General features: G+C 71.5%; 17 protein-coding genes. 12 read left to right on the forward strand and 5 right to left on the reverse strand.

Annotated features, from left to right (window positions below; genetic code table 11):
• Window positions 1–101 precede the first annotated feature (101 nt).
• Window positions 102–2,078, reverse strand: a complete 1,977-nt coding sequence (locus ACGF4F_RS03805) for a BTAD domain-containing putative transcriptional regulator (protein ID WP_393074565.1) — start codon at window positions 2,076–2,078, stop codon at window positions 102–104.
• Window positions 2,079–2,176: 98 nt separating this feature from the next.
• Between ACGF4F_RS03805 and ACGF4F_RS03810 the strand changes: the two genes are divergently transcribed.
• The 5 genes from ACGF4F_RS03810 (at window position 2,177) to ACGF4F_RS03830 (ending at window position 6,867) form a co-directional block, all read left to right on the forward strand.
• Window positions 2,177–3,055, forward strand: a complete 879-nt coding sequence (locus ACGF4F_RS03810; RefSeq protein WP_357436223.1) for an alpha/beta fold hydrolase — start codon at window positions 2,177–2,179, stop codon at window positions 3,053–3,055.
• Between the two features lie 65 nt (window positions 3,056–3,120).
• Window positions 3,121–3,570: a helix-turn-helix transcriptional regulator gene (locus ACGF4F_RS03815; protein ID WP_073838364.1), complete on the forward strand. Its 450-nt coding sequence runs from the start codon at window positions 3,121–3,123 to the stop codon at window positions 3,568–3,570.
• A 33-nt stretch (window positions 3,571–3,603) separates the two neighbouring features.
• Complete coding sequence (locus ACGF4F_RS03820) at window positions 3,604–3,954, forward strand: VOC family protein (protein ID WP_357436226.1); 351 nt, start codon at window positions 3,604–3,606, stop codon at window positions 3,952–3,954.
• Window positions 3,951–4,403 carry a pyridoxamine 5'-phosphate oxidase family protein gene (locus tag ACGF4F_RS03825; RefSeq protein ID WP_393074570.1) on the forward strand — a complete coding sequence of 151 codons (453 nt, stop codon included), beginning with the start codon at window positions 3,951–3,953 and terminating at the stop codon, window positions 4,401–4,403. Before ACGF4F_RS03820 ends, ACGF4F_RS03825 begins: the two co-directional genes overlap by 4 nt.
• Before the next feature lie 64 nt (window positions 4,404–4,467).
• On the forward strand, window positions 4,468–6,867 hold the full coding sequence (locus ACGF4F_RS03830; protein WP_393074573.1) for an ATP-binding cassette domain-containing protein: 2,400 nt from the start codon (window positions 4,468–4,470) through the stop codon (window positions 6,865–6,867).
• Between the two features lie 63 nt (window positions 6,868–6,930).
• On the opposite strand, the gene ACGF4F_RS03835 is transcribed toward ACGF4F_RS03830, so the two are convergent.
• The gene (locus tag ACGF4F_RS03835; RefSeq protein ID WP_393074576.1) at window positions 6,931–8,061 is read right to left on the reverse strand and encodes an FAD-dependent oxidoreductase; all 1,131 of its coding nucleotides are present in this window, start codon (window positions 8,059–8,061) and stop codon (window positions 6,931–6,933) included.
• Between the two features lie 24 nt (window positions 8,062–8,085).
• Here ACGF4F_RS03835 and ACGF4F_RS03840 point away from each other — a divergent pair, with 24 nt between their 5' ends.
• The 3 genes from ACGF4F_RS03840 (at window position 8,086) to ACGF4F_RS03850 (ending at window position 11,683) form a co-directional block, all read left to right on the forward strand.
• Complete coding sequence (locus ACGF4F_RS03840; protein WP_357436234.1) at window positions 8,086–8,811, forward strand: TetR/AcrR family transcriptional regulator; 726 nt, start codon at window positions 8,086–8,088, stop codon at window positions 8,809–8,811.
• Between the two features lie 414 nt (window positions 8,812–9,225).
• Entirely contained in the window at window positions 9,226–10,650 is a 1,425-nt protein-coding gene (gene rox, locus ACGF4F_RS03845) for a rifampin monooxygenase (protein ID WP_357436484.1), read from the forward strand.
• Between the two features lie 184 nt (window positions 10,651–10,834).
• Complete coding sequence (locus ACGF4F_RS03850; protein ID WP_357436236.1) at window positions 10,835–11,683, forward strand: GNAT family N-acetyltransferase; 849 nt, start codon at window positions 10,835–10,837, stop codon at window positions 11,681–11,683.
• A 13-nt stretch (window positions 11,684–11,696) separates the two neighbouring features.
• Here the strand turns inward: ACGF4F_RS03850 and ACGF4F_RS03855 are convergent, their stop codons facing one another.
• On the reverse strand, window positions 11,697–14,303 hold the full coding sequence (locus ACGF4F_RS03855) for an AMP-binding protein (protein ID WP_393074580.1): 2,607 nt from the start codon (window positions 14,301–14,303) through the stop codon (window positions 11,697–11,699).
• An 83-nt stretch (window positions 14,304–14,386) separates the two neighbouring features.
• Between ACGF4F_RS03855 and ACGF4F_RS03860 the strand changes: the two genes are divergently transcribed.
• The 3 genes from ACGF4F_RS03860 to ACGF4F_RS03870 are packed head-to-tail and all read left to right on the forward strand — an operon-like array spanning window position 14,387 to window position 18,023.
• A complete protein-coding gene (locus ACGF4F_RS03860; RefSeq protein ID WP_393074583.1) occupies window positions 14,387–15,424 on the forward strand; it encodes an iron ABC transporter substrate-binding protein in 1,038 nt (345 codons plus the stop codon).
• Between the two features lie 53 nt (window positions 15,425–15,477).
• A complete protein-coding gene (locus tag ACGF4F_RS03865) occupies window positions 15,478–16,998 on the forward strand; it encodes an iron ABC transporter permease (RefSeq protein WP_357436488.1) in 1,521 nt (506 codons plus the stop codon).
• Entirely contained in the window at window positions 16,995–18,023 is a 1,029-nt protein-coding gene (locus ACGF4F_RS03870; protein WP_357436239.1) for an ABC transporter ATP-binding protein, read from the forward strand. The genes ACGF4F_RS03865 and ACGF4F_RS03870 overlap by 4 nt, the downstream gene beginning before the upstream one ends.
• A gap of 27 nt (window positions 18,024–18,050) precedes the next feature.
• On the opposite strand, the gene ACGF4F_RS03875 is transcribed toward ACGF4F_RS03870, so the two are convergent.
• Window positions 18,051–18,203, reverse strand: coding sequence for a contact-dependent growth inhibition system immunity protein (locus tag ACGF4F_RS03875; RefSeq protein WP_357436241.1), 153 nt, complete (start codon window positions 18,201–18,203; stop codon window positions 18,051–18,053).
• 140 nt (window positions 18,204–18,343) lie between these two features.
• Window positions 18,344–23,881, reverse strand: coding sequence for a carboxyl transferase domain-containing protein (locus ACGF4F_RS03880; protein ID WP_393074587.1), 5,538 nt, complete (start codon window positions 23,879–23,881; stop codon window positions 18,344–18,346).
• Window positions 23,882–24,210: 329 nt separating this feature from the next.
• On the opposite strand from ACGF4F_RS03880, the gene ACGF4F_RS03885 reads away from it, so the two are divergent.
• Window positions 24,211–24,771, forward strand: coding sequence for a GNAT family N-acetyltransferase (locus ACGF4F_RS03885; protein WP_357436245.1), 561 nt, complete (start codon window positions 24,211–24,213; stop codon window positions 24,769–24,771).
• The last annotated feature ends 8 nt before the right edge of the window (window positions 24,772–24,779 follow it).

Genomic DNA, 24,779 nt, shown 5'->3' on the forward strand with positions numbered 1-24,779 from the left:
GCGGGAGCCCGCCCGATTCGTGGAGCCATGTCCGGTATGGTACGGCTGCCTCGCAGCTTTCGAAATCCTGTCCCAGCCGACACGCCGCGCAGCTGGGCGGGTCATGGGCCCGGCGTACCGCCGAGCGCGGCAGCGAGATCGTCGAGGTGGCCTGAGACGGGGCCGACGGTGAGCATGCCGCTGCCGGCTCCGGCCAGCTCCCTCGCCGCCGGCGCGAGTTCCGTCTGGGCGCGTCGCATCATCGCCCGGTCGTCCAGCGCGATCGCGGCCTGGGCGGTCAGGCACCACAGGGCCTCGAAGAGCAGGTCGGGTGGCGGGTTCGGAGTCTGACGCAGGGCCGTGGCGGCGTCGGGTCGACGGTCCCGGGCCAGCAGGAGCAGCGGGCGGGCCCACGGGGCGTACGGGCCCCAGTCGGTGTCTTCACCGAAACCGATCGGGAGACCGCGCCACACCCGCAGGCACAACAGGGCCAGCGGCAGGAGACCCTGCTCGACCCCGGGCATGCCGGCGCCGGGGAGCTGCGCCCCCGCCTCCCGGTAGGCGGCTTCCGCGTCCGGCGGTGACGCCCCGGTCGCGGCCAGCCGCAGCGCGCGGTACCACTGGGTGAACACTCCCACGAGGGGGCGCTCGTGCCGCGCGGCGAGCCGGTCGGCGGCGGCGGCGTGCTGGTCGGCCGTGCGGAAGTCCGCGAGTGCGCCGCGGGCCTGCAGGCGGATGAGGTGCCCGAGGATCTCGAACGAGGCCAGGCCGTGCCGCGCGGAGAGGGCGACGAGGCCGGCGCCGATCTCGTCGCGCTCGGGGGCGAGACCCGCGCGGTGGAAGGTCTGCATGAAGGCGCCGTTGAGGGCGAAGGCCAGCAGTGCCGGGTCGCCCAGGCGGCGGGCGATCCGTTCCGCTTCCCGGGCCGCCTCGGGTCCGCGCGCCGACCGCGTGCCCCGGGACTCGACCGCGATGGTGGCCAGCAGGCCGGCGCGAGTGGCCTCGGGAGAGGTGGGGTGAAGGGTGGCGAGGGCCCGCTCGGCCGCCGCCACGATCCGCGCCGCCTGGTCCGGATCATCCGAGCGGGTCCAGATCGCCGGTACGTCGTACCCACCGATCACCCGCGCGGTGAGTTCGGGATCGCCCAGCTGCTCAGCCGCGGCGATGGCCGCGACCCGTTGTTCCCGCGCCGCCTCCAGCCCGCCCGGCCCGGCCACCGCGAGGCTGCGCAGCAGGCCGACCGTCGACTCGAGCCGAGTCCGCGAGCCGGACGCGACGGCACGGTCGTAGGCCGCCGCGGCGTCCGCCCACACCCGCTCCGGACCCAGCGCGTCGAGCGCGTCAACCGCTCGTTCGGACTGACGGAGGATGTCGACTTCCAGGCGACGCAGACGGGGGCCCGGATCGACACCGAGCTGCGCCAGGAGCAGGCCGCGGGCTCGGCGCAGCACCGCGAGCGCGTCGCCCTGGCGTCCCGCCCGATACAGGGCCAGCGCAAGCAGCCGCCACGCCTCCTCCCGCCACGGATGCTCCGCCACGTGCGCGTCAAGATCGGGTACGACGTCGGCGGCTCGCCCGAGCGCCAGGAGCGCCTCGGCCCGCCGCTCGACCGCGTTCAGCCGTAGCTGGTCAAGCCGGGAACGCTCCGCGCGCGCCCATGGCTCGTCGTCGAAGCCCGCATAGGCGGGCCCCCGCCACCAGCTCAGGGCCCGGTCGAGGCGCTCGAGCGCCTCCTGCGCCGACGCGCCGGCAGCGGCGGCGACCTCGTCCTCGAACCGCCAGGCGTCCACCGTCTCCGGGGCCGCCCGCAGCACGTAGCCCGGCCCCTCGGTGATCAACAGCTTGGCCGGCTCCCGCGGCGGCCGCTGCGGCTCCAGCGCGCGCCGCAACGCGGCCACGAACGTGCGGACGGCGCTCACCGCTCCGACGGGCGGCTCCGCCCACAGGTCATCGACGAGGCGGCTGACCGGGACGACCCGGCCGCGCGCGACGATCAGCCGCGCAAGCACCGCCCGGTGGCGGGGCCCCTTCAGATCGATCGGCGTGCCGGCTTGGTCCCAGGCGTCCACCGGCCCGAGAACACCGAACCTGACCTGCACCGATCGACCACCCTCCCGCGCCTGAGAGCAACGTATCGCGCTCATCGGTTGCTCATCCGCAGCCGGCACGCTGAACGAGCCAACGAGAAAGGACAACCATGACAAGTGTCATCCCCGGTTTCGAGTACCAGCGCGTCGCGGTCGCCGACGACGTGACGCTGAACCTGGCGGTGGGCGGCGCCGGCAGCCCGATCGTGCTGCTGCACGGCTTCCCGCAGACCCACCTCATGTGGCGGCACGTCGCCGTCGACCTAGCCACCGATCACACCGTGATCTGCCCCGACCTGCGCGGCTACGGAGCCAGCGACAAACCCGCCGCGCACCGCCCCGACACGTACGCCAAGCGGACGATGGCCGCCGACGTCGTCGCCCTCGCCCGCCGGCTCGGGCACGACCGCTTCGCCCTCGCCGGACACGACCGCGGTGCCCTCGTGGCCATCCGCGCCGGCCTGGACCACCCGGACGCGATCACTCACCTGGCCGCGCTCGACGTCCTCCCCACCCTGGACATGTGGGACATCCTGCACGGTGCGCCCGCCGCGGTCGCCTTCCACCTCTACCTGATGGCCCAGCCGCCGGGCCTGCCCGAACAGATGATCAGCGCGAGCGCGGATGCCTTCTTCGGCTACTTCCTCGACCTGTGGGCGCAGAACCCGCAGGCCATCCCGGCGGACGTGCGCGCCGAGTACCTGGCCGCCTCCCGCGCGGCGGTCGACTCCATCGTCGCCGACTACCGCGCCTCGGCCGGCATCGATATCGAGCACGACCAGGCCGACCGGGCCGCCGGGAACCGGCTGGCCATGCCGGTGGCCGTCGTTCAGCAGGACTGGGGTGCCGCGCTCGGTTACGACGCCGCCGCACTGTGGCGGGCCTGGGCCCCGGACCTGGAGCACCACACCACGTCCGCGGGGCACTTCATGGCGGAGGAGGCGCCGGCAGAGATCGTCAAGAAGCTGCGCTCCCTCCTCACCCGGTAGGCGCTGACACGGAGTGGGGCCACCGGTGTTGGGCAACTCCGGCGAGGCGTGGCACGATTTCGCGGGTGACCAGCAGATCCGCCGCGGCCCAGCGGCTGTTTGACCTTGCGCGGCTGCGTCGCGTGCGTGATCGGATCGACCGGGAGTACGCGCGGCCGTTGGATGTCGAGGCGCTGGCGCGGGGTGTGAACATGTCCGCCGGGCATCTCAGCCGTGAGTTCCGGGCTGCGTACGGCGAGTCGCCGTACGCGTATCTGATGACGCGGCGTATCGAGCGTGCGATGGCGCTGCTGCGTCGTGGTGACCTGAGTGTCACCGAGGTCTGTTTCACGGTCGGTTGCGCGTCGCTGGGTACCTTCAGTAGTCGGTTCACCGAGCTGGTCGGTGTGCCGCCGAGCGTGTACCGGCGGCAGGCGGCGGGGGCGGCGGCGGGGATGCCGTCGTGCGTGGCGAAACAGGTGACCAGACCGATCAGGAATCAAGAAGCGGGGGGTCACGGGCCGCAACTAGCCTGATCGACGTTGCGATCCACGACCCCAGGAGTGACCATGACTGCCACGCAGGGAATCATGACCGTGCTGCATCCCGTGTCCGACCTGGCGGCGGCCAAGGCGGTGTACACCGCCCTGCTCGGCGTACCGCCGCAGACCGACTCGTCCTACTACGTCGGCTTCGAGGCCGCGGGTCAGCAGATCGGGCTGGTGCCGGGCGGTGGACCGCAGGGCATGACCTCACCGGTGGCCTACTGGCACGTGCCGGACATCGAGGCGAAGCTGGCCGAGGTGACCGCGGCGGGTGCCACCGTGAAGGAGCCCGCACACGACGTCGGTGGGGGCCGCCTGGTGGCCACCGTCACCGACCCCGACGGAAACGTCCTCGGCCTGCTTCAGGACCGATGAGCGCCGCCCCCCGCTCCCGCGCTCAGCGTCGTCACGACACCGAGCATCGGCTCACCCACGACATCGATCTCTGGGTGGCCAGCGCCTCGGCGGACGGCGGGCCGTACCTGGTGCCGCTGTCCTTCGACTGGGACGGCGAGGTGCTGCTGATGGCCACGCCGACGGACAGCCCGACCGGGAGGAACCTGGCCGCCACCCGGGCAGTTCGGCTGGGGCTGGGCCACACCCGCGACGTGTCCATGATCGAGGGGGAGGTAGAGGTCCTCGAGATCGACGCGCTGCCGCGGGAGCTGGGCGACCGGTTCGCCGCGCGCACCGGCTTCGACCCGCGTGCGCTGGCCACGCCGTACCGCTGGTTCCGCGTCTCCCCGCGCCGCATCCAGGCGTGGCGCGAAGTGAACGAGCTGCCCGACCGCGACCTGATGCGCGACGGCCGCTGGTTGGTCTGACGCCTCGCCAGGCGGCGCCGACGGGAGCCGCGAAGGCGGTCCCCGCCCAACAGATGGAGACACAATGAGCATTGCCACGAGGACGGACTCGCAGTCGCCTGCGCTGAACGTTGCCGACAGCCACGACCTGATCCGCGTGCACGGCGCGCGCGAGAACAACCTCAAGGACGTCACCGTCGAAATCCCGAAGCGCCGGCTGACGGTGTTCACCGGCGTCTCCGGCTCGGGCAAGAGCTCGCTGGTGTTCGCCACGATCGCCGCCGAGTCGCAGCGGATGATCAACGAGACCTACAGCTCCTTCGTGCAGGGCTTCATGCCGACGCTGTCGCGGCCGGAGGTCGACCTGCTGGAGGGCCTGACGACGGCGATCATCGTCGACCAGGAGCGGATGGGCGCCAACCCCCGCTCCACCGTCGGTACCGCCACCGACGCCAATGCGATGCTGCGGATCCTGTTCAGCAGGCTCGGGCAGCCGCACATCGGCTCGCCCAACGCGTACTCGTTCAACGTCCCGTCGGTGACGGCCAGCGGTGCGATCACCGTCGAGCGCGGTGCCGGCAAGACGAAGACCGAGAAGGCGACCTTCCACCGGCTGGGCGGCATGTGTCCGCGCTGCGAGGGCATGGGCTCGGTCAACGACATCGACCTGACCCAGCTCTACGACGACAGCAAGTCGCTCAACGAGGGCGCGCTCACCATCCCCGGCTACAGCATGGACGGCTGGTACGGCCGCATCTTCCGCGGCTGCGGCTTCTTCGACCCGGACAAGCCGATCCGCAAGTACAACAAGCGGGAGCTGCACGACCTTCTCTACAAGGAGCCCACCAAGATCAAGGTCGAGGGGATCAACCTGACGTACGCGGGGCTCATCCCGCAGATTCAGAAGTCGTTCCTGTCCAAGGACGTCGACGCGCTGCAGCCGCACATCCGCGCCTTCGTGGAGCGGGCGGTGACGTTCACGACCTGCCCCGAGTGCGACGGCACCCGGCTCAGCAAGGAGGCCCGGTCGTCGAAGATCAAGGGCAAGAGCATCGCCGACGTCTGCGCGATGCAGATCAGCGATCTGGCCGACTGGATCCGGGGCCTCGACGAGCCGTCCGTCGCCCCGCTGCTCACCGGGCTGCAGCACCTCCTTGACTCGTTCGCGGAGATCGGGTTGGGATACCTCTCGCTCGACCGTCCGGCGGGCACCCTGTCCGGGGGAGAGGCCCAGCGCACCAAGATGATCCGGCACCTCGGCTCGTCGCTGACCGACGTGACCTACGTCTTCGACGAGCCGACGATCGGCCTGCACCCTCATGACATCGAGCGGATGAACAACCTGCTGCTGCGGCTGCGGGACAAGGGCAACACGGTGCTCGTCGTGGAGCACAAGCCCGAGACGATCGCGATCGCCGACCACGTCGTCGACCTCGGTCCCGGCGCCGGCACGGCGGGTGGCACGGTCTGCTTCGAGGGCACCGTCGAGGGGCTGCGGGGGAGCGACACCACCACCGGCCGCCATCTCGACGACCGGGCGGCTCTCAAGAAGTCGGTGCGGTCGTCGTCGGGCGCGCTGGAGGTCCGCGGCGCGTCGACGCACAACCTTCAGGGCGTGAACGTCGACATCCCGCTCAGGGTGCTCTGCGTGGTCACCGGCGTGGCCGGCTCCGGCAAGAGCTCCCTGATCCACGGCTCGGTCGCCGACCGCGACGGCGTGGTGGTGATCGACCAGGGCGCGATCCGCGGTTCGCGGCGCAGCAACCCGGCGACGTACACCGGGCTGCTCGACCCGATCCGCAAGGCGTTCGCGAAGGCCAACGGGGTCAAGCCGGCGCTGTTCAGCTCCAACTCCGAGGGTGCGTGCCCCACCTGCAATGGCGCCGGCGTCATCTACACCGACCTGGGCGTCATGGCCACCGTCGAATCCACCTGCGAGGAGTGCGAGGGCAAGCGCTTCCAGGCGTCGGTGCTGGAGTACACGCTGGGCGGCCGGAACATCGCGGAAGTGCTCGCGATGTCGGTGACCGAGGCCGAGGAGTTCTTCAAGGGCGGCGAGGCGCGTACCCCGGCCGCGCACAAGATCCTCGACCGGCTCGTCGACGTCGGGCTCGGCTACCTCACCCTCGGCCAGCCGCTCACCACGCTGTCCGGCGGCGAGCGGCAGCGGCTCAAGCTGGCCACCCAGATGGCCGAGAAGGGTGACGTCTACGTCCTCGACGAGCCGACCACCGGCCTGCACCTCGCCGACGTCGAACAGCTGCTCGGCCTGCTCGACCGGCTCGTCGACTCCGGCAAGTCGGTCATCGTCATCGAGCACCACCAGGCGGTCATGGCGCACGCCGACTGGATCATCGACCTCGGCCCCGGCGCCGGCCATGACGGCGGCCGGGTCGTCTTCGAGGGCACCCCGGCCGACCTCGTCGCCGCCCGCTCCACCCTCACTGGCGAGCACCTCGCGGCCTACGTCGGCGCCAACGATTGAGGCGTCAGGAGCGAGAGCTCGCTCTCGCTCCTGACCCGATCGAGCCGGCTGCGTTGCGCGTTGTCAGTCTGCGGGTGCCGGCTCGGTGGGCCGCGGCGTGAAGAAGCGGATGATGTCGTCGGCTGCGGTGGGGGACAGCATCATTGCTTGGACTCGTGCGGACATTTCGGCGATCGGGTGGATCCTCGTGAACATCGCCTCCTCGTACGTCCGGATCGCCGAGTCGGGGTCGGCGGGTTTGGTGGCGAGTTCGGCGGCGAGCTCGGCGGCGTCGAGCATGGCTTGGTTGGCGCCCTCGCCGACCGGCGGCATGAGGTGCGCGGCGTCACCGATGAGGGTGATGCCCGGCTGATGGGCCCAGCGTGTACCGGTGGGCATCGCCTCGATCCTGCGTGGGGTCGGCGGGCTGTCGGCGGCTTCGATGAGTGCGGTGAGGCTGGGGTCCCAGCCATCGAACATGTCCAGCAGAGCGCGCTTGCTGCCGTAGGTGTCCAGGTGGCGATCGTTCGCGGGTAAGGAGACGCCGACTCGGATGCTGCCGTCGCCGAGGCGTTGCGCTGCCAGGATCTGGCTCACGCCGATGCACCAGAGGTTTCCCGGGCCGACCAGTTCGGCGAGATCCGGGTGGCGCCGGTCGGCGTCGCTGATGCTGAACTCTACCAATGTGGCCACGGAGGACAGTGGCGCGTCGGTCAGCAGCGACCGGACGACCGAGCGTGCGCCGTCCGCGCCGATGAGGATGTCGCAGTCGGCGCTGTGGCCGCCATCGAACGTCAGCCCGAAGCCTCCGTCGGGTCGTGGCGTCGCCGCGACGAGCCGGTGCTGCCAGGCCACCGCGTCGCCGGGGAGCGAATCGAGCAGAAGATCACGCAGTGCGCTGCGGTCGATCTCGGGGCGTCCGGAGAATGAGTCGGGTTGTGGCTTGTGGTGCACGAGGGTGCGTCCGGCCGGGTCGAGGATGCGATGTTCCTCGCCCTCCGGCCGTGCCTCGGACCGGAATCGGCCGGCGAGGCCCGCATCGGCCAGGGCCCGTTGCCCGGACTCCGGGTGCAGGTCGAGCGATCCGCCCTGTGATCGCGCGGATCGGCTTGCCTCGCGTTCGTACACCACCGCGCCGATGCCGTGCCGGTGCAGGATTCGGGCCAGCGTCAGGCCGCCGAGGCCGCCACCGGCGATCGCAACTCGCATCATCATCTCCGTTACCGTACGCTGTACCTTATGGATACGCCGTACGGTAGCGCACCGCTGCCCGTCTGGGAACGGCCCGAGCCTCAGCCGCGGGCGGCGCCGGTGCCGCTGAGCCGCGCGAAGATCGCCGCCACGGCGATCCGGATCGCCGACGCACACGGCCTCGACGGGCTATCGGTACGCAAGATCGCCAAAGAGCTCGGTGTCGGTCCGATGCGGCTCTACGACTACTTGATCAACAGATCCGAACTGCTCGATCTGATGGTCGACGCCGTGTACGCCCAGATCGCCGAGGCCGACCAGCACTCCGAGTGGCGCGCCACGCTGCTGGCCATCGTTCACCGGACCCGCGACGCCGCTCTTGATCATGAGTGGTTCGTCGACCTGCTCGGCGCACGGCCACACTTAGGACCGCACGCGCTCGCCGTGGGCGAATCGACCGCGGCGGCGCTCAGCCAGGCCCCTGGCGTGCGCGGTATCGACGATCTCCAGCGGGCTGTGGGCGCCCTCAACGCGTTCATCGTCGGAGCGCTCCGCAGGGAGATCACCGAGCGCCGCACCGCCCGTTTGACCGGCACTGACGTGTCCGCTTGGCAGGCCGCCCTCGGGCCCTACCTGACCCGCATGCTCGAAACAGGCCGCTACCCCACCATCGCCCGGCTCGTCATCGACGGCGCCCACCTCAACGCCGAGGAAACCTTCCACCACAACCTGATCACCATCCTGGACGGCATCGCCAGCCATCCCCACGCGTGACCTACTGATGGACGGCGCCGAGCGGTTGGATGATCCGTTGCTACCCTCGCCACCCCGGATTCGCCCGGCAACCGCACCGGCCCGTTCGGAGTCGTGATCACGTGGCGGGGAAAGGACTGGACGGGATGATGCTCAGGCTTGTAACTTGCAGTTGCCCGTGACACCGCCCGAGGAGGTGAGACCCATGAACACTGTATCGATGTGGGTGCTCCCCCTTCCCGTCACGGTCGGGCGATTGACGTAGGTGTCGCCGGGAGCGCCTCGCCAACAAGGCACTCCCGAAAGGCAACATCTATGCACTCTCTGCAGTTCACCACCGAGCCGTCGTCGAACGATACGGTCGAGCGCGACTCCACCGCGGGCAACGTCCCCGGACTCCCATCGCCGGCCTCCGGCACCGATCACGCGCCCCTCATGTTCGACGTGATCATTGCGGGGTGCGGGCCGACTGGTGCGATGCTGGCCGCCGAACTGCGGCTGCACGACGTGCGGGTACTCGTCCTGGAGAAGGAAACCGAGCCCAAGTCGTTCGTCCGGATAGTCGGTCTGCATATTCGCAGTCTCGAGCTGATGGCAATGCGCGGACTGCTGGAGCGCATTCGCGAACACGGAAGACAGCGTCCGGCCGGCGGTTTCTTCGCCGCCATCAACAAACCCGCGCCCAAGGGCCTGGATTCCGCGCACGCCTATCTGCTGGGCATCCCGCAGCCGGTCATCGAACATCTGCTCGAAGAACATGCGATCGCACTGGGTGCGCAGGTTCGGCGCGGTTGCGCGGTGGCCGACTTCGAGCAGGACGACGACGGGGTGACCGTCGAGCTGGCCGACGGGGAACGGCTGCGTTCGCGCTATCTCGTCGGCTGTGACGGCGGGCGCAGTACGGTGCGCAAACTGCTCGGCGTCGGCTTCCCCGGCGAGCCCTCGCGGACCGAGACGCTGATGGGCGAGATGGAAGTGGGCGTGCCACAGGAGGAGATCGCCGCCAAGGTGACCGAAATCCACGGGACCCATCAACGATTCTGGCTCAGGCCCTTCGGCGCAGGGGTCTACAGCGTCGTCGTCCCCGCCGCGGGAATCAGCGATCGCGCGGAACCGCCCACCCTCGACGATTTCAAACAACAGCTGCGCGCCATTGCCGGAACCGATTTCGGCGTGCACTCCCCACGCTGGTTGTCCCGCTTCGGGGATGCCACCCGGCTGGCCGAACGTTATCGGGTCGGGCGGGTGCTGCTGGCCGGCGATGCGGCACACATCCATCCACCCACCGGCGGACAGGGCCTCAACCTGGGCGTTCAGGACGCATTCAACCTCGGCTGGAAACTGGCCGCACAGATCCGCGGCTGGGCGCCGGAAACACTGCTGGACACCTACCAGGCCGAACGTCATCCGGTCGCCGAGGACGTGCTGGACAACACCCGCGCCCAGATGGAACTGTCGTCCACCGAACCGGGCCCGCAGGCCGTGCGTAGGCTGCTCACCGAACTGATGGACTTCGACGAGGTGAACCGCTATCTGATCGAGAAGATCACCGCGATCGGCGTCCGCTACGACTTCGGCGCAGGCCCCGACCTGCTCGGCCGCCGCCTGCGCGACATCGACGTGAAACAGGGCCACCTCTACGGTCTGCTGCATCGCGGCCGCGGCCTGCTGCTGGACCGCACCGAACGACTGACCGTCGGCGGCTGGTCGGACCGGGTCGACTACCTCGGGGATCCCACCGCGGTACTGGATGTTCCATGCGTCCTGCTACGCCCCGACGGCCACGTCGCCTGGATCGGCGACGATCAGCAGGACCTGGACAACCACCTCTCCCGCTGGTTCGGCAAGCCCGCCAGCTGATCTCACGCATGCCAGCGTCGGTAGCCGGTCGTGCTGTCCCTGAACACCGGAGACCTCGTGGCCACCTTGGCGATGACGAGGCGACCGATACTTACCTTCTCGACTCGTACCGCATCACCACCGCCCCTGAACGCCTACGCGCTGGTCGGGCAGGATGTGGCGGATGAGGAGAGATCCTGTCCTGATGGTTCGCGGTGCCACCGTTGGTGATCTCGATGCCATCGCGCGTGTCGCGGAGACGGCGGGTCAGCGAGGCGAATGGACCGGCGCAGACCCCGCGTACGTCAGGCACCTGCTGCGGTACGGGCAAGTCGTTGTCGCGATCGATGACGACCGGGTTGCCGGATTCGGTGCGACCCGGGACATCGCCGGACGCGCTGGGGTGACCTCGATGCTGTGCGATCTGTTCGTCGACCCGTCGCACCATGGCCGCGGCCATGGCAGGGCGCTGCTCGCCGAGCTGTGGCCCGAGCGAAACACCCTGCGGATGACGTTCAGCAGCCAGCACCCACATGCGCTGCCGCTCTACACGAGTTTCGGTCTGGACGCCTGGTGGCCGCTGCTGTATCTGACCGGTGATGCCCGTACCGTGCGGTCGCCTGCTGGTTGGACTGTCGAGCCGTCCTCGCCGGATGCGGTCGCAGCGTTCGAGGCGGGCTGGACGGGCCTGGACCGCACCGACGACCATCACGCATGGGCCCGGCGGCCGAATGGACTAGCGCTGGTCGCGGCGCTTGACGGCCAGCCACGGGCCGCCGGGACCGCGGCGGGGGAGGGCGCGGGCTACGGCCTGGTGCATCTGGCGTCGGACGCGCGTCTCACCGACGGCCAGGTTGCCGACAGCGTGCTGGCGGTCCTCGCTTCGCTCGACAGCGTGGACGGGTACGCGCAGGTGTGCCTGCCGGCGCCGCACCCCGCAGTCCGCCCCCTGCTCGCAGCCGGTTGGCGGGTGGCCGAGCTGGACGTGTTCATGGCGACCCGCGTCGACCTGCTGGACGCGCGCCGTGCCGTGCCGTCGCCCGCGCTGGCCTGACGCCCTTGCTGACTCATCCCACCGGGGTGCGTCGGGCTGCCGAGGGCGGATGGGCCATCGATCGTGCCGCGGCGCGGGGCGGCAGGGCGTGGCCGCGCACTGATCGGGCCCGCTGTGCGCGGTGGGACGCGCGTAGCCGGCGGGCCGCCAGCCGGGCGAGCGCCGCGCAACCGACCCCGACGGCCAGGGACACGACCAGCGCCGCGCCTCGCGACCACGGGCTGACCAGTGGCATCACCTGCCAGTGGATGAGGTAGATGTACAGCGAACTGCTGGCCAGTAACCCCGCCACCCGGTTGACGGACCGACTGCTCGGCAGCCTGGGTACCCAGATCAGCAGCGCGAACCCGGCTGCGATGAACGCTTCCCGCAGCGGCTGTCCGAAGAAGCCGGGCACCGTGAGCAGCGCGGTGGCGGTGACCACCACTCGCTGGCCGGTCGTGCGGGCCCGGGCCGCCGCCCAGCCGAGGGCGAACAGCCAGAACACCAGGATCGCGGACGGGACGTGGCCGTGGGAGGTCAGCCCCGGCAGGTCGTACCGGGTGACGAGGCCGAGCGCGGCCAGCGCGAGTGGGAGCCCGAACGGCAGCCGTCGTTCCAACCGGTCCAGCGCCGGGACCGCCAGGAGCGCTGTCGCGGCGAGCAGGATGTACACCAACGCCTCGATGAACCAGAACTGCCACTCGGTGGCCCCGTCGTGCGGGCCGAGGACGCTGTTGAGCAGCAGCACGTTGGTCAGCGTGTAGTCGCCGGTGACGGCGCCGGCCGCGGCGATCCAGGCCACCGACGGCAGCACGATCCGGCCGACCGTGCGCAGGGCGGCGCGTACCCGCTCCTGCCGGGGCGCGGCGGTGAGCTGGAAGCGGGCGAAGTTGAACCCGGCGACGGCGAGCAGCAGGTGCGCGCCGCCCTTGACGGTGAAGAGCGGGATGTGCGAGCCGACGATGACGACGATCGCCAGGGCCCGCAGCGCCACGCCGGTCTCCAGCACCCGACGTGGAGCCGGCCGGTCCGGCATCGGGCGGGCCAGGTCCCGGATGGGGACGGTGTGCCAGTCGGCGGGCAGGTCTCCGAGAAGTTCCTGCAGCCGGATGGACGCCTCCACGTAGGACAGCGAATCGCCGCCGAGGTCGACGAAGCTCTGGTCGGGGCTGACCTCGGGCTGGTCGAGCAGCTCGGCGTAGAGCCGGCAGAGCTGCTCCGGGCCGGTCCCGGTGGGTACGGTGGCGGCCGCCGGCGGCGCGGCGAGGGCACGGACGGCCGCCAGGTCCGGCTTACCGTTGGCCAGCCGGGGCAGCTCGGCCAGCAGGTGCGCGCGGACCACGCGGGCCGGCAGGCCCGCCGCGGCGGCGGCCAGGCGCCGCACCCGGTCGGGGTGGTGGGCGCCGGTCGCGGCGACGACCAGCTCGCGGTCCGTGCCGGCGCAGTACGCCTCGACGCCGGCCTGCCGCAGGTGCTCCGCCACGCGGCGCAGGTCGACCCGCAGGCCGAAGATCTTCGCGAAGTCGGCGACCCGTCCGACGATCTCGTAGAGCCCGTCCGGCCCGCGTCGGGCCACGTCCCCGGTGTGCAGCTCCGCCACGGTGCGCCCGAGGGCCAGGTCGCTCGGCCGCTCGGCGTAGCCGAGCATGACGTTGGGTCCGGCGTAGACCAGCTCGCCGATGTCCGGTTCGGGGCGGTCCGGCAGGGGACGCAGCCGGAACGAGCCACCTGGGATCGGCACGCCGATCGCCTCGGGCCGGTGCTCGGCCAGTTCCGGCGGCAGGTATGCCATCCGGGCGGTGGCCTCGGTCTGGCCGTACATGACGAAGAACCGCCAGCCGCGGCGGCGGCCGAGGGCGGCGTACCGGGCCACCCGTTCCGGGTCGAGCCGGCCGCCGGCCTGGGTGAGGTGGCGCAGGTGGGGCAGGTGCATCCGGTCAAAGTCGACCCGGTCCAGCAGGTCGAAGGTGTACGGCACGCCGGCCAGGCTGGTGCCCTGCTCGGCGCGGAACAGCTCCCAGAAGCAGCGGTCGGTGACCGAGAGCCCGGTGAGGATCACTGCCGCCCCGCGCAGCAGGTGACTGTTCACCACCGACAGGCCGTAGCAGTAGTGCAGCGGCAGGGTGGTGGCGGCCCGGTCGGTGTCCCGGATGTCGAGGTACTCGGCGATCGCTTCGGCGTTGGCCTGCAGATTCGCCGACGACAGCCGGACCAGCTTGGGGGAGCCGGTCGACCCGGAGGTGCTGAGCAGCAGCGCCAGCTCGGGATGCAGCTCGTGCCGGCTGCCGGGACGGCGCTCGTCGAGGACGACTTCCCCGTCGACGCGGCGGATCACGACGTCCGGGTCGTACGCCCGGGTCAGTTCGGTGGCCGCGGCGTCGTGGTCCCCGGGCACCAGCAGCAGGGGGTGCCCGCCGGCCAGCGCCGCCAGGTACGCGACCAGCTCGTCGACCCGGTTCGCGCCGGCGAGCAGCACCAGCCGGCGGACCGGCCCGAGCCGGGCGGCCAGCGCGTCGACCCGCTCGGCCAGCTCGGCGTAGCTGAGCCGACCGTCGGCGGTGATCACTGCCGGCCGGTCGCCGTGCTCGGCCAGGGCGCGGACGAACGGCGCCGGCCCGGTGTCGGGGAGGACGCGCATGGCCGACAGGTTAGGGGAGCCTCACCTAAATTCCAACGGGGGGTGGGTTGCATCGAAGCGGCTGAGTAAGGTAAGCCTTACCTGTGCGAAAGCGTCTCAGTCTCGTCCTGGCCGGCACCCTCGCCGGCCTGTTGTCCCTGACCGCGTGCGGCGGCTCCGACAGCGACCCGGGCAAGCCCGGCGACAAGCGGCTCACCGTCTACAGCGGCCGCAGCGAAGCCCTCGTCAAGCCGGTGCTGGAGAAGTTCGAAAAGGCCACCGGCATCACCGTCGACGTCCGCTACGGCACCACCTCACAGATGGCCGCCCAGCTGCTGGAGGAGGGCAAGCGCAGCCCCGCCGACGCGTTCTTCGCCCAGGACGCCGGCGCGCTCGGCGCGGTCAGCAAGGCCGGACTCTTCGCCGTGTTGCCCGCCGAGCAGCTCGACCGGGTCCCGGCCACCTACCGCGACGCCAACGGCCGGTGGGTCGGCGTCAGCGGCCGGTCCCGCGTCCTGGCCTACAACGCCGACCAGGTCCGCGCCGCCGAGCTGCCGAAGAGCGTGTTCGAGCTGACCGATCCGAAGTGGCAGGGCAAGATCGGCCTCGCGCCCACCAACGGCTCCTTCCAGGCCTTCGTCACCGCCCTACGGGTGCAGCACGGCGACGCCAAGGCCCGCGAGTTCCTCACCGGCCTCAAGGCCAACCAGCCGCAGGTCCGGGAGAGCAACGTCCAGATCGTCGCCGACATCGACGCCGGCACCCTCGCCGTCGGCCTGGTCAACCACTACTACGTGTACGAGTTGGCCAAGGAGCGCGGCGGCAGCCCCGACGTGCTGAAGGCGAAGCTGCACTTCTTCCCGGACGGCGACACCGGCGGCCTGGTCAACGCCGCCGGCGTCGGCCTGCTCGAGCGGGCCGGCACGGACCCGGACGCCCGGGCGCTGGTCGACTACCTGCTCGGCGCCGAGGCGCAGACCTACTTCGCCACCCAGACCTTCGAGTACCCCCTGGCGGCCGGGGTACCCGCCGCGCCGGGCCTGCCGCAGCTCGCCGCCCTCGAGGCCCCGAAGATCGACCTCAACGACCTCGACACGCTCGACGCCACCGTCACCATGATCAAGGAAGCGGGGCTGGCCTGAGCACCATCCTGGCCGGCGACCGTCGGGGCGCCACCCGACGGTCGCCGCGCCGGCTGATCCGCCGCCCGGCGCTCACCGCCGCCTCGGCCGCCGCCGTCGCGGTCGCCCTGCTACCGCTGGTCTACCTCGCCGTACGGACCGCCGAGGCGGGTGGTGAGCGAATCGTCGCCGAGCTGTTCACCGCCCGGGTCGCCGTGCTCGCCGGCCGCAGCCTCGCCCTCGCCGCCGTGGTCACCGCCGCCTGCGCCGTCCTCGGCGTCGGTACCGCCCTCCTGGTGACCCGCACCGACCTGCCCGGCCGGCGGCTCTTCGGCGTCCTCGCCGCGCTGCCGCTGGCCGTCCCCACCTACGTGGCCGGCTTCGCCTGGACCGCCACCGTCACCGGATTCGAAGGCTTCTGGGCCGCCGCCCTGCTGCTCACCGTCTGCTCCTACCCGTACGTGTTCCTGCCCGCCGTCGCCGCTCTCAACCGGACCGACCCGGGCCAGGAAGAGGTGTCCCGGTCACTGGGGAAGGGACCGTGGGCCACCCTGTTCGGGGTCACCCTGCGCCAGATCCGCCCGGCCGTCGCCGCAGGCTCGCTGCTGGTCGCCCTGTACGTGCTCAGCGACTTCGGCGCCGTCTCCATCGTCCGGGTCGACACCTTCACCCGGGCCATCTTCACCGCGTTCAATCTCGGCTTCGACCGCACCGGCGCGCTGGTGCTGTCCACCGTGCTGGTGCTGCTCACCGTCCTGCTGATCGGCGCCGAGCTCACCACCCGCACCCGCGACGCCCGCTACGCCAGCACCGCCGTCCGACCCCCCGTACGGCTGCGGCTGGCCCGGTGGCGCGGGCCGGCGCTGGCCGGCCTGCTCGCGGTGAACGGGCTCGCCCTCGGCGTGCCGGCCGCCGGCCTGGCCCGGTGGCTCGCGGCCGGGGTGTCCCGCCCCGGCTCCGTCGCCGAGATCGCCGCCGCCGCCGGCGCGTCCCTGTCGGTCTCGCTCGCCGGCGCCGCGCTGACCATGCTTCTCGCCCTGCCCCTGGGCCTGCTCACCGCCCGAGCCCCGGGACCGGTCGCCACCGCCCTCGACCGGCTCACCTACCTGGCCCACGCCCTGCCCGGCGTGGTGATCGGCCTGTCCCTGGTGTTCTTCGCGGTCAACGTGGCGTACCCGCTCTACCAGAGCGCCTGGCTGCTCGCCCTGGCGTACGCGACGCTCTTCCTGCCGCTGGCCGTCGGCGCGGTAGCCTCCGCCGCCGCACAGAGCCCGCCCGCCGTCGAGGAGGCCGCCCGGTCCCTCGGGAGCGGCCCGTTCACGGTGTTCCGCACCGTCACCCTGCCGCTCACCCTGCCCGGCATCGGCGCCGGGGCGGCGCTGACCTTCCTCACCTGCATGAAGGAACTCCCCGCCACCCTGCTGCTGCGCCCGACCGGGATGGACACCCTGGCCACCGAGCTGTGGACCCACACGTCCACCGCCGCGTACGCCGCCGCAGCCCCGTACGCTGCCATCCTCGTCGCGCTCGCCGCCGTGCCCACCTGGCTGCTCGCAGCCCGTACCGGACTCACCCAAACCGGAGCCACCCGATGACCGACAGCATGCTGACCGTAACCGGCCTGGCCAAGTCCTACGGCCCGGTGCCCGCCCTGGCCGGCGTCGACCTCGACGTCACCCGCGGCACGCTGCTGGCGGTGCTGGGACCGTCCGGCTGCGGCAAGACCACCCTGCTGCGCTGCGTGGCAGGATTCGAGCGCGCCGATGCGGGCACGATTGCCGTGGCCGGCCGGACGGTCGCGGGCAACCGGCTGCATGTGCCGCCGCACCGGCGCGGCGTGGCCGTTGTTCCACAGGAGGGGGCACTGTTCCCACACCTGTCCGTCGCCGACAACGTCGGCTACGGGCTGGACCGGGCGGCCCGCCGCTCCGGCCGGGTCGAGGAAACGCTCGAACTGGTCGGCCTCGCCGCGTACGGCGGGCGGATGCCGCACCAGCTGTCGGGCGGCCAGCAGCAACGGGTCGCCATCGCCCGGGCGCTGGCTCCCCGGCCAGCGCTGGTGCTGTTGGACGAGCCGTTCAGCGCCCTGGACGCCCGGCTGCGCGCCGAACTGCGCGCTGACGTGCGACAGGCGCTGCACGCCGACGGCGCCACCGGCGTGCTGGTCACCCACGACCAGGGCGAGGCGCTGTCCATGGCGGACGCGGTCGCGGTCATGGACGCCGGGCTGATCGTCCAGTGCGGCGCTCCCGCAGCGGTCTACCGGGACCCGGCCACTCCGTGGGTCGCCCGGTTCGTGGGGGAGGCCGTGCTGCTCCCGGCCACCGTCGACGCCGACGTGGCGACCACCCCGCTCGGCCGGCTGCCGTTGCGCGGGTCCGCCGCCCGCGGCGCGGCGACCGTCCTTGTCCGGCCCGAGCAGATCCGGCTCACCCCGTCCGGCGGGGCGCCGGCAACCGTGGTTCGACAGGACTTCCACGGCCACGACGCGCTGACCACGGTCCGCCTCGACGACGGCACGGTGCTGACCGCGCGGATGCTGGACGAGGACAACGGCCTGACCGCCGGCACGCGGGTCGCCATCACCGTCCGGGGGCAGGTGCGGGCGTACGCGGAATAGCGGCAACATGCGGGGGCACCAGTACCTCTACGTCGCCTGACCGAGCATGATGCGCAGGTCTTCGACCGTGAACTCGGCCAACGGCTTGCGTCGTAGCTCGAGGCATCGTCTCACGAGAAAGGTGTCGTCCGGGCCAGGATCCGGCCAGACGTCCCGTTCAAGCTCCTCGATCGTGGTCACGGCGATCAGGGTAGTTGGCGCCGTAACTCTGCGTCGCCCGCCAGGTTGGCGGGCCACCCATGGACGAGCCGCCAGCGGCCGCCGCCACGAAGCGGCCCGGCGCGATGATGCGCCGGGCCGCTTGGCGGTGGTTACGCCGATCAGGCCCGCTGATGGCGAGGCCGGTTGCCGTCGGCGGCGCTGGCGAGGCCGCGCTCGACGGCCGCGATGATCTGCGGGCGCAGCTCCTCCGGCCGGATGATGGCATCCACCGAGCCGACCTCGACCGCGCGCTGAATGCTGTGCACGCCGTCGAACTCGGCGGCCACCTCGCCCAGCTTCTCCGCCCGGACCGTGGCCCGGACGTCCATGAGCTGTGTGACCAGCGCCGCCCGCTCCCCACCGGTCGCCGCGGCGATGCGCGCCTCCAGTTCGGCCACTCGCGGATCCTTTGCCGTACGGGCGTTGACGTCACCGGCGAACACCACGGCCGCCGCGGGCGCCCCGCCGATGACGGACGCGAACGAGCCCTCCACCGCGAGCACGGTCATGTTCGGGTTGAGGGCCTTGGAGAACACCACGAACGCGCCGCCGTGATACCGCGAGATCACGCAGAACACGATCGGCCCTTCGAAGTTCACGATCGCCCGGCCGATCTCCGCGCCGTACTCCAGCTGCAGCTGCCGCATCGACTCCGGCGAGCCGTCGAACCCGGACAGGTTCGCCAGCACGACCAGCGGCCGGTTCCCGCTCGCCGCGTTGATCGCCCGCGCGGCCTTCTTCGACGAGCGCGGGAACAGGGTGCCCGCGGTGTAGGTGTCCGGGCCGTCGGTGGGCGGGAATCCGCGCCGCGGCACCGACCGGGACTCGATGCCGAGCAGGCACACCGGGATGCCGCCGAGGTGCACGTCCTGCACCACCGCGGTCTCGGCGTCGGCCATGCCCGCCCAGCGCTCCAGGACCGCGTGATCCTGGTCGGCCAGGGCCCGCATCAGCGTACGGATGTCGAATGCCTTCTTCCGGTCGGGGTTGCGCTCACGGGAGAAGATCTCGCCGACGGTCGTGAAATCGCTGTCCGGCACCGCGTGCGGGTAGTCGGAGATGTCGCGGTTGACCGGGTCGGACGTGACCGCCCGCCGCGGCCGGGTCTCGCCGGGCGCGATGTAGGTGTGGTCGTGGTGGGTCATCAGCAGGTTGCGGGCGGCCCGCAGGTCCGGCGCCCAGTACTGGGCCTGGCCGTTGGGGCCCATCACTCGGTCGTAGCCGCCGATGCCGAAGTTGTCCTCGGCCGACACCCCGCCGGAGAAGTCCAGCGACTGCTTGCCGGTCAGCACCATCGCCGAGTCCGGCGTCATCACCAGGATGCCCTTGGTGTGCATGAGCATCGTGGCTTCGGCGTTCCAGTACGGCTGGGCGCCCACGGTGATCCCGGCGACCACGATATTGATCTCGCCGCCCTGCTGGGTGAACTCCACGATCCGCTTGAGCGCGGCGGCCACCCAGTCCATGTTCTCGGTGCCCGAGCTCATCGAGATCCGCGCGCCCGCCGACAGCGCGAACCAGTCGACCGGTACGCGCATCCGCTCGGCCAGGTCGAGTGCGGCGATCACCCGCGCGCATTCCGGCTCGGCCAGCGCGCCCAGCGCCTTGGTCGGATCGCCGAGCAGCACCACCCGCGTGACGCCTTCGGGATACCGCTCGGTCGGCGTGCTCACCACACCGGCGACGATGCCCGCCTTGTTGTGCCCCTTCGGCCGGTCGACCGGGGCCAGCGCGCCGGTGTCGTCCAGGTCGTACTCGGTGAAGGTGCCGCGCTGACCGGCCAGCATCTCGGTCAGCTCGTACGGGTACGTCGTGCCGCGGCGCCGCGCCGAGAGCACCTTCTGCCGGTAGTCGTCCAGCGGCTGGATCGGCTCGTCCGTCGGCTCGGTGACCGACACCCGCATGCCCGCGTCGTAGGAGATCTGGACCGCGATGTCGGTCAGCTCGCCGGTGACCCCGTCGCGCTGGCGGCCGAGGAACAGCACCTCCTCCAGGCCCGCGCCGGCCGTGATCGGCAGCACGCGCTGGGCGACGGCGTTCAGTTCCTCCATGGTCAGCTCGTTCGGCGGCCAGACGTAGATGGTGATCCGGTTGGTGTCGAACCGCTTCTTCGCCGGCCGCTGCGCCTGGACCTTGCGGATCGCGTCGAGACACGCGTCCAGCGCGCCCTCGACCGCGGGCAGTGCGAGGATCCGGCCGTCGGCGTCGCGCAGCGGCGTCAGGTCACGGACCTGGGCCATCGCCGCCAGCCGCTCGTCGGCCGGGTTGTCGGGGGCGACGCAATGGAAGAGGTAGACCTCCTCGTCCGCGGACGGCAGCCGGGTCAGGTCGAAGTTCCGCAGCCGCGGCAGCTGCAGGCGCTCGGCGATCAGCGGGTGCAGCCCGCGGATGACCCGGTCCTCGCCCACGCCCGGCCGGAACGTGAACTGGTGGTGCATCGGCGTGCCGTTGCGCCCGGCCACCGACACCGTCACCCGCTGGAGCACGTCCAGCAGCCCGGCGCGGTCGACGATCTCCCGCAGCGTCGCGGCCATCGCCTCCGTCTCGGGCTGGTCGGCCCAGGTCAGGTACACATCGGCGACCGACGGCTCCGGGTCGCGGCGCGGCGTCGGAGACGCCGGGCCAGAGCCGTCGCTGGAGTCCGAGCCGGACAGTTCGGCGACCTTTGCCAGGGTCGCCGGCAGCTCGGCGAAGTCCGTGGCCGCCGCGATCAGCCGGAAGCGCTCGCCGTCGCGGTCGTACTCCGCGGTGAAGAACGAGCGCCCCGTCACCTCGACCGTTCGCGCGTCGCTCGCGCCGCGGTTGCCGTAGTAGCGCCGGCTGAGCACTTCGAGCATCGGGCCGTGGTCGGCGTCCGGCTTGCCGATGCGCTGACCGAGCAGCCGGACCAGCGGCTCGGGCGAGGCGACCATCTTCGTGATCCGCTCGGCGCGGTCGGCCGCGTCCGGGTGCTGGTCGAGGTAGCGCAGGTGGCTACGGACGCCCGCGTACACCTCGGCACGCTTGCGGCGCAGCATCGGCTGGGCCGCCCACCGGAACACGACGCTGCGGGCCAGGTCGCCGACCACCGGGAACCGGAGCTGGGTGGCGAAGATCAGGTGCTCCAGCGCCTGCCCGACCAGCTCGCGCAGCCCGTCGCCGGGCAGCGGCTCGGTCAGCCACTGCTGCAGGAACGTCACGATCACCGAGACATCGGCCGACGCCCGCCGCTGCGCAAGGAAGATCCGGAACACGGCTTCCTCCAGCGCGGGCGTGCGCTCGAAGTCCTTGACGCCGTAGTGGGCGAGCACCCGGGCCAGCCGGTTGCGGAAGGTGTCCGGCAGCGCGGCCCGCTCGACGTCAAGGCACTGCAGGTAGGCGTGGAAGTACTCGCGCGGGCTGTGCACCCGGGTATCGGCCCTGGTCTCCTCGCCGACCGGCCGGTTGCGGCTGAGCTCGGACAGGTCGGCGAACACCTGCAGCAGCTCGACCTCTTCCTCCAGCGGACGCCGGCTGAGCTCCGATCGCGCGACAAGGTAGTGGGACAGCGCCCGACGCTCGTCGCGGGGATCGAGGTCGTAGCCGAGCAGCAGGCTGCGCAGGTCGGCGATGCCGCGGGCGACCCGGGCCTCGGCGGACAGACCGGTCGGCTCGGACGGCAACTCCAGGTCGACGGCCTCGCCCTCCGCGGCCTCGCCCGGGGCTTCGTCGCCGACCGGTTCCAGGCGTAGCAGCGGGGCACCGGCCTCCACCTGGCTGCCGACGGAGACCTGGCACTCGCGCAGCTTCGCCCGGAACGGCGCGCGCAGCACGGTCTCCATCTTCATGCTCTCCAGGACGAGCACGGGCGCGCCCGCCTCGACCTCGTCCCCCACTTCGAGCGGGGTGGCGACGACCAGCGCGGGCGCGGGGGAGCGCAGCACGCCGCCCTCGTCGCGGCTGACGCGGTGCGTGATGCCGTCCACCTCGACCAGGTGGACGGGCCCGTGCGTGTGGGTGACGAGCCGGAACTGCCGGCCGTTCACCAGGATCCGGCCGGTGTGCTCGTCGTACCGATCGAGTTCGGCATCCATCGCGGATGCCTCCCCGATGCCGACCCGGAACCGGTGCGGCCCGGTCTGCGCGACGGTCACCCGGTAGCTCGCGCCGCGGAGCTTGAGGTCGACCGGCCGGCCGCTCTCGTGCTGGACCTGCGGGCGGCCGCCGTGGGCGGTGGACAGCAGCCGCTGCCGCTCGACGAGTGCTTCGTCCTCGTACGCCTCGATCGCGGCCGCGGCCAGCGCGATGCCGGAGTGCTTGGTGGAGACCAGGCGGCCCTGCGCCCGGACCCGGTCGATCCAGCCGGTGTCCGCGCTGGCGTCGATCACCTCGGGCTGGTCGAGCAGATCGAGCAGGAAACTCTTGTTGGTGGCGCCACCCTCGATGATCACCGTGGTCTCGGCCACCGCGCGGCGCAGCCGGCCCAGCGCTTCGTCGCGGGTGCGGCCGTAGGCGATGATCTTGGCGATCATCGAGTCGAAGTCCGCCGGGATCACGTCGCCCTCGCTGACCCCGGTGTCCACCCGGATGCCGGGGCCGCTGGGCAGCGCCAGCCGGACGATCCGGCCGGGCGACGGCGCGAAGTCCCGGTCGGGGTCCTCGGCGTTGAGCCGAGCCTCGACGGCATGGCCGGCCTCGGCCGGGATCCGTTCCCCGAGCCGGCCGCCGGCGGCCACGTGGATCTGGGCCTTGACCAGGTCGAAGTCGGTGGTGGCCTCGGTGATCGGGTGCTCGACCTGCAGCCGGGTGTTGACCTCGAGGAAGGCGAACAGTTGGTCGCCGGGGTGGTAGAGAAACTCGACGGTGCCAGCACCGCGATAGTTCACGGCCAGCGCGAGCCGCTCGGCCGCCGCCTTCAGCTCGCGGGTCTGGTCGGGGGTGAGAACGGGGGAGGCGGACTCCTCGATGACCTTCTGGTTGCGCCGCTGCACCGAGCAGTCCCGGACCCCCAGCGCCCACGCGGTGCCCTGACCGTCGGCGATCACCTGCACCTCGACGTGCCGTGCACCGGTGACCAGGCGTTCCAGGAACACTACCCCGCTACCGAACGCGCGCTCAGCCTCCAGGCTCGTGCGCTCGTAGGCGTCGGTGAGCTCCTCCTCGCTGCGGACGACCCGGATGCCCCGGCCGCCACCACCCGCGGTCGCCTTGAGCATCAGCGGGTAGCCGATGTCGGCCGCCGCGCGCTTGGCCGCGTCCAGGCTCTCCACCGCGCCGCGGCTCCACGGCGCCACCGGGACGCCGACCTCCTCGGCGATCAGCTTCGCGCCGATCTTGTCACCGAGCTCACGCATCGCGCCCGCGCTCGGACCGATGAAGGTGACACCGATTTTCTCGCAGAGTTCGGCGAACGCCGGGTCCTCGGCGACGAAGCCCCAGCCCACCCACGCCGCGTCCGCGCGCGTCTCGACCAGCGCACGTTCGAGGATGCTGTGGTTCAGGTACGGGCGCGCCGACGCGGGCCCGAGGCAGTAGCTGTCGTCCGCTTCGCGGACGAAGGTGGCGGTGCGCTCGGCGTCGGTGTAGAGCGCGATGGTCTCGATTGGCGGGGCCCCGGTCTCGGCGTTGAGCTCGCGAACGGCGTGGATCAGCCGCATGGCGGCCTCTCCCCGGTTGACGATGGCGATGCGGCTGAACACCGAGTAAGCCTCCCAAAAGTGCGTTCACAACATGACGGGGACTCCCTCGGGGCAGGGGTCCCCGTCACAACTTTGTCTGCTACCGGCCGGTAGGCAAATCGTCGGACCCGCCACCGGGGGACGGCGAAAGTTGTGGACACCCGCCAACTGCAGTTGTGGACTCCCGCCAACTTCTAGACATTTCGGTTTCAACACCTGAACAGCTGCCAGGCCCGGCAAGTCAGTCACCAGACCTGCGCGGGCCGGCCAGATCAGCCCACGCCCCGAGCTTTCTGACGAAACGCCAATATCCGGTGGCGGGCCCGCCTCACGCCCGTGAAGATCGCGGCGTGAGTGCCTTCCTGGAAACCGAGCGGCTCGTGCTGCGCCCGTTCACCGACGCCGACGTCGACCACCTGGTCGCCCTGGACAACGACCCCGATGTCATGCGTTTCATCAACGGTGGCCGGCCGACGAGTCGCGACACCGTCCAGGAGCGGACCCTGCAGCGCCTCCTGCACGACTACCCGTGCTTGGGCACCCGTGGCTACTGGGCCGCCGAGGAGAAGGCCACCGGCACCTTCCTGGGATGGTTCGAGTTCCGTCCCCTCGACGAGCACAACCCCGAGGTGGTCGAACTCGGCTACCGGCTGAACCAGGCCGCCTGGGGCAAGGGCTACGCCACGGAGGGATCGCGGGCCCTGATCAGCAAAGGGTTCACCGACCTCGGCGTGGAGCGGGTCACCGCGAACACCATGGCGGTCAACAGCCGGTCCCGGCGGGTGATGGAGAAGGCGGGTCTGTCGTTCCTGCGTAGCTTCACGGGGGACTGGCCCGACGCGATCGAAGGCTCCGAGCACGGTGAGGTCGAGTACGTACTCACCCGCGCCGACTGGGAGCAGCGCCGATAGCCGCCAGC

Source organism: Micromonospora sp. NPDC047740, from assembly GCF_043204735.1.
Classification (GTDB): domain Bacteria; phylum Actinomycetota; class Actinomycetes; order Mycobacteriales; family Micromonosporaceae; genus Micromonospora.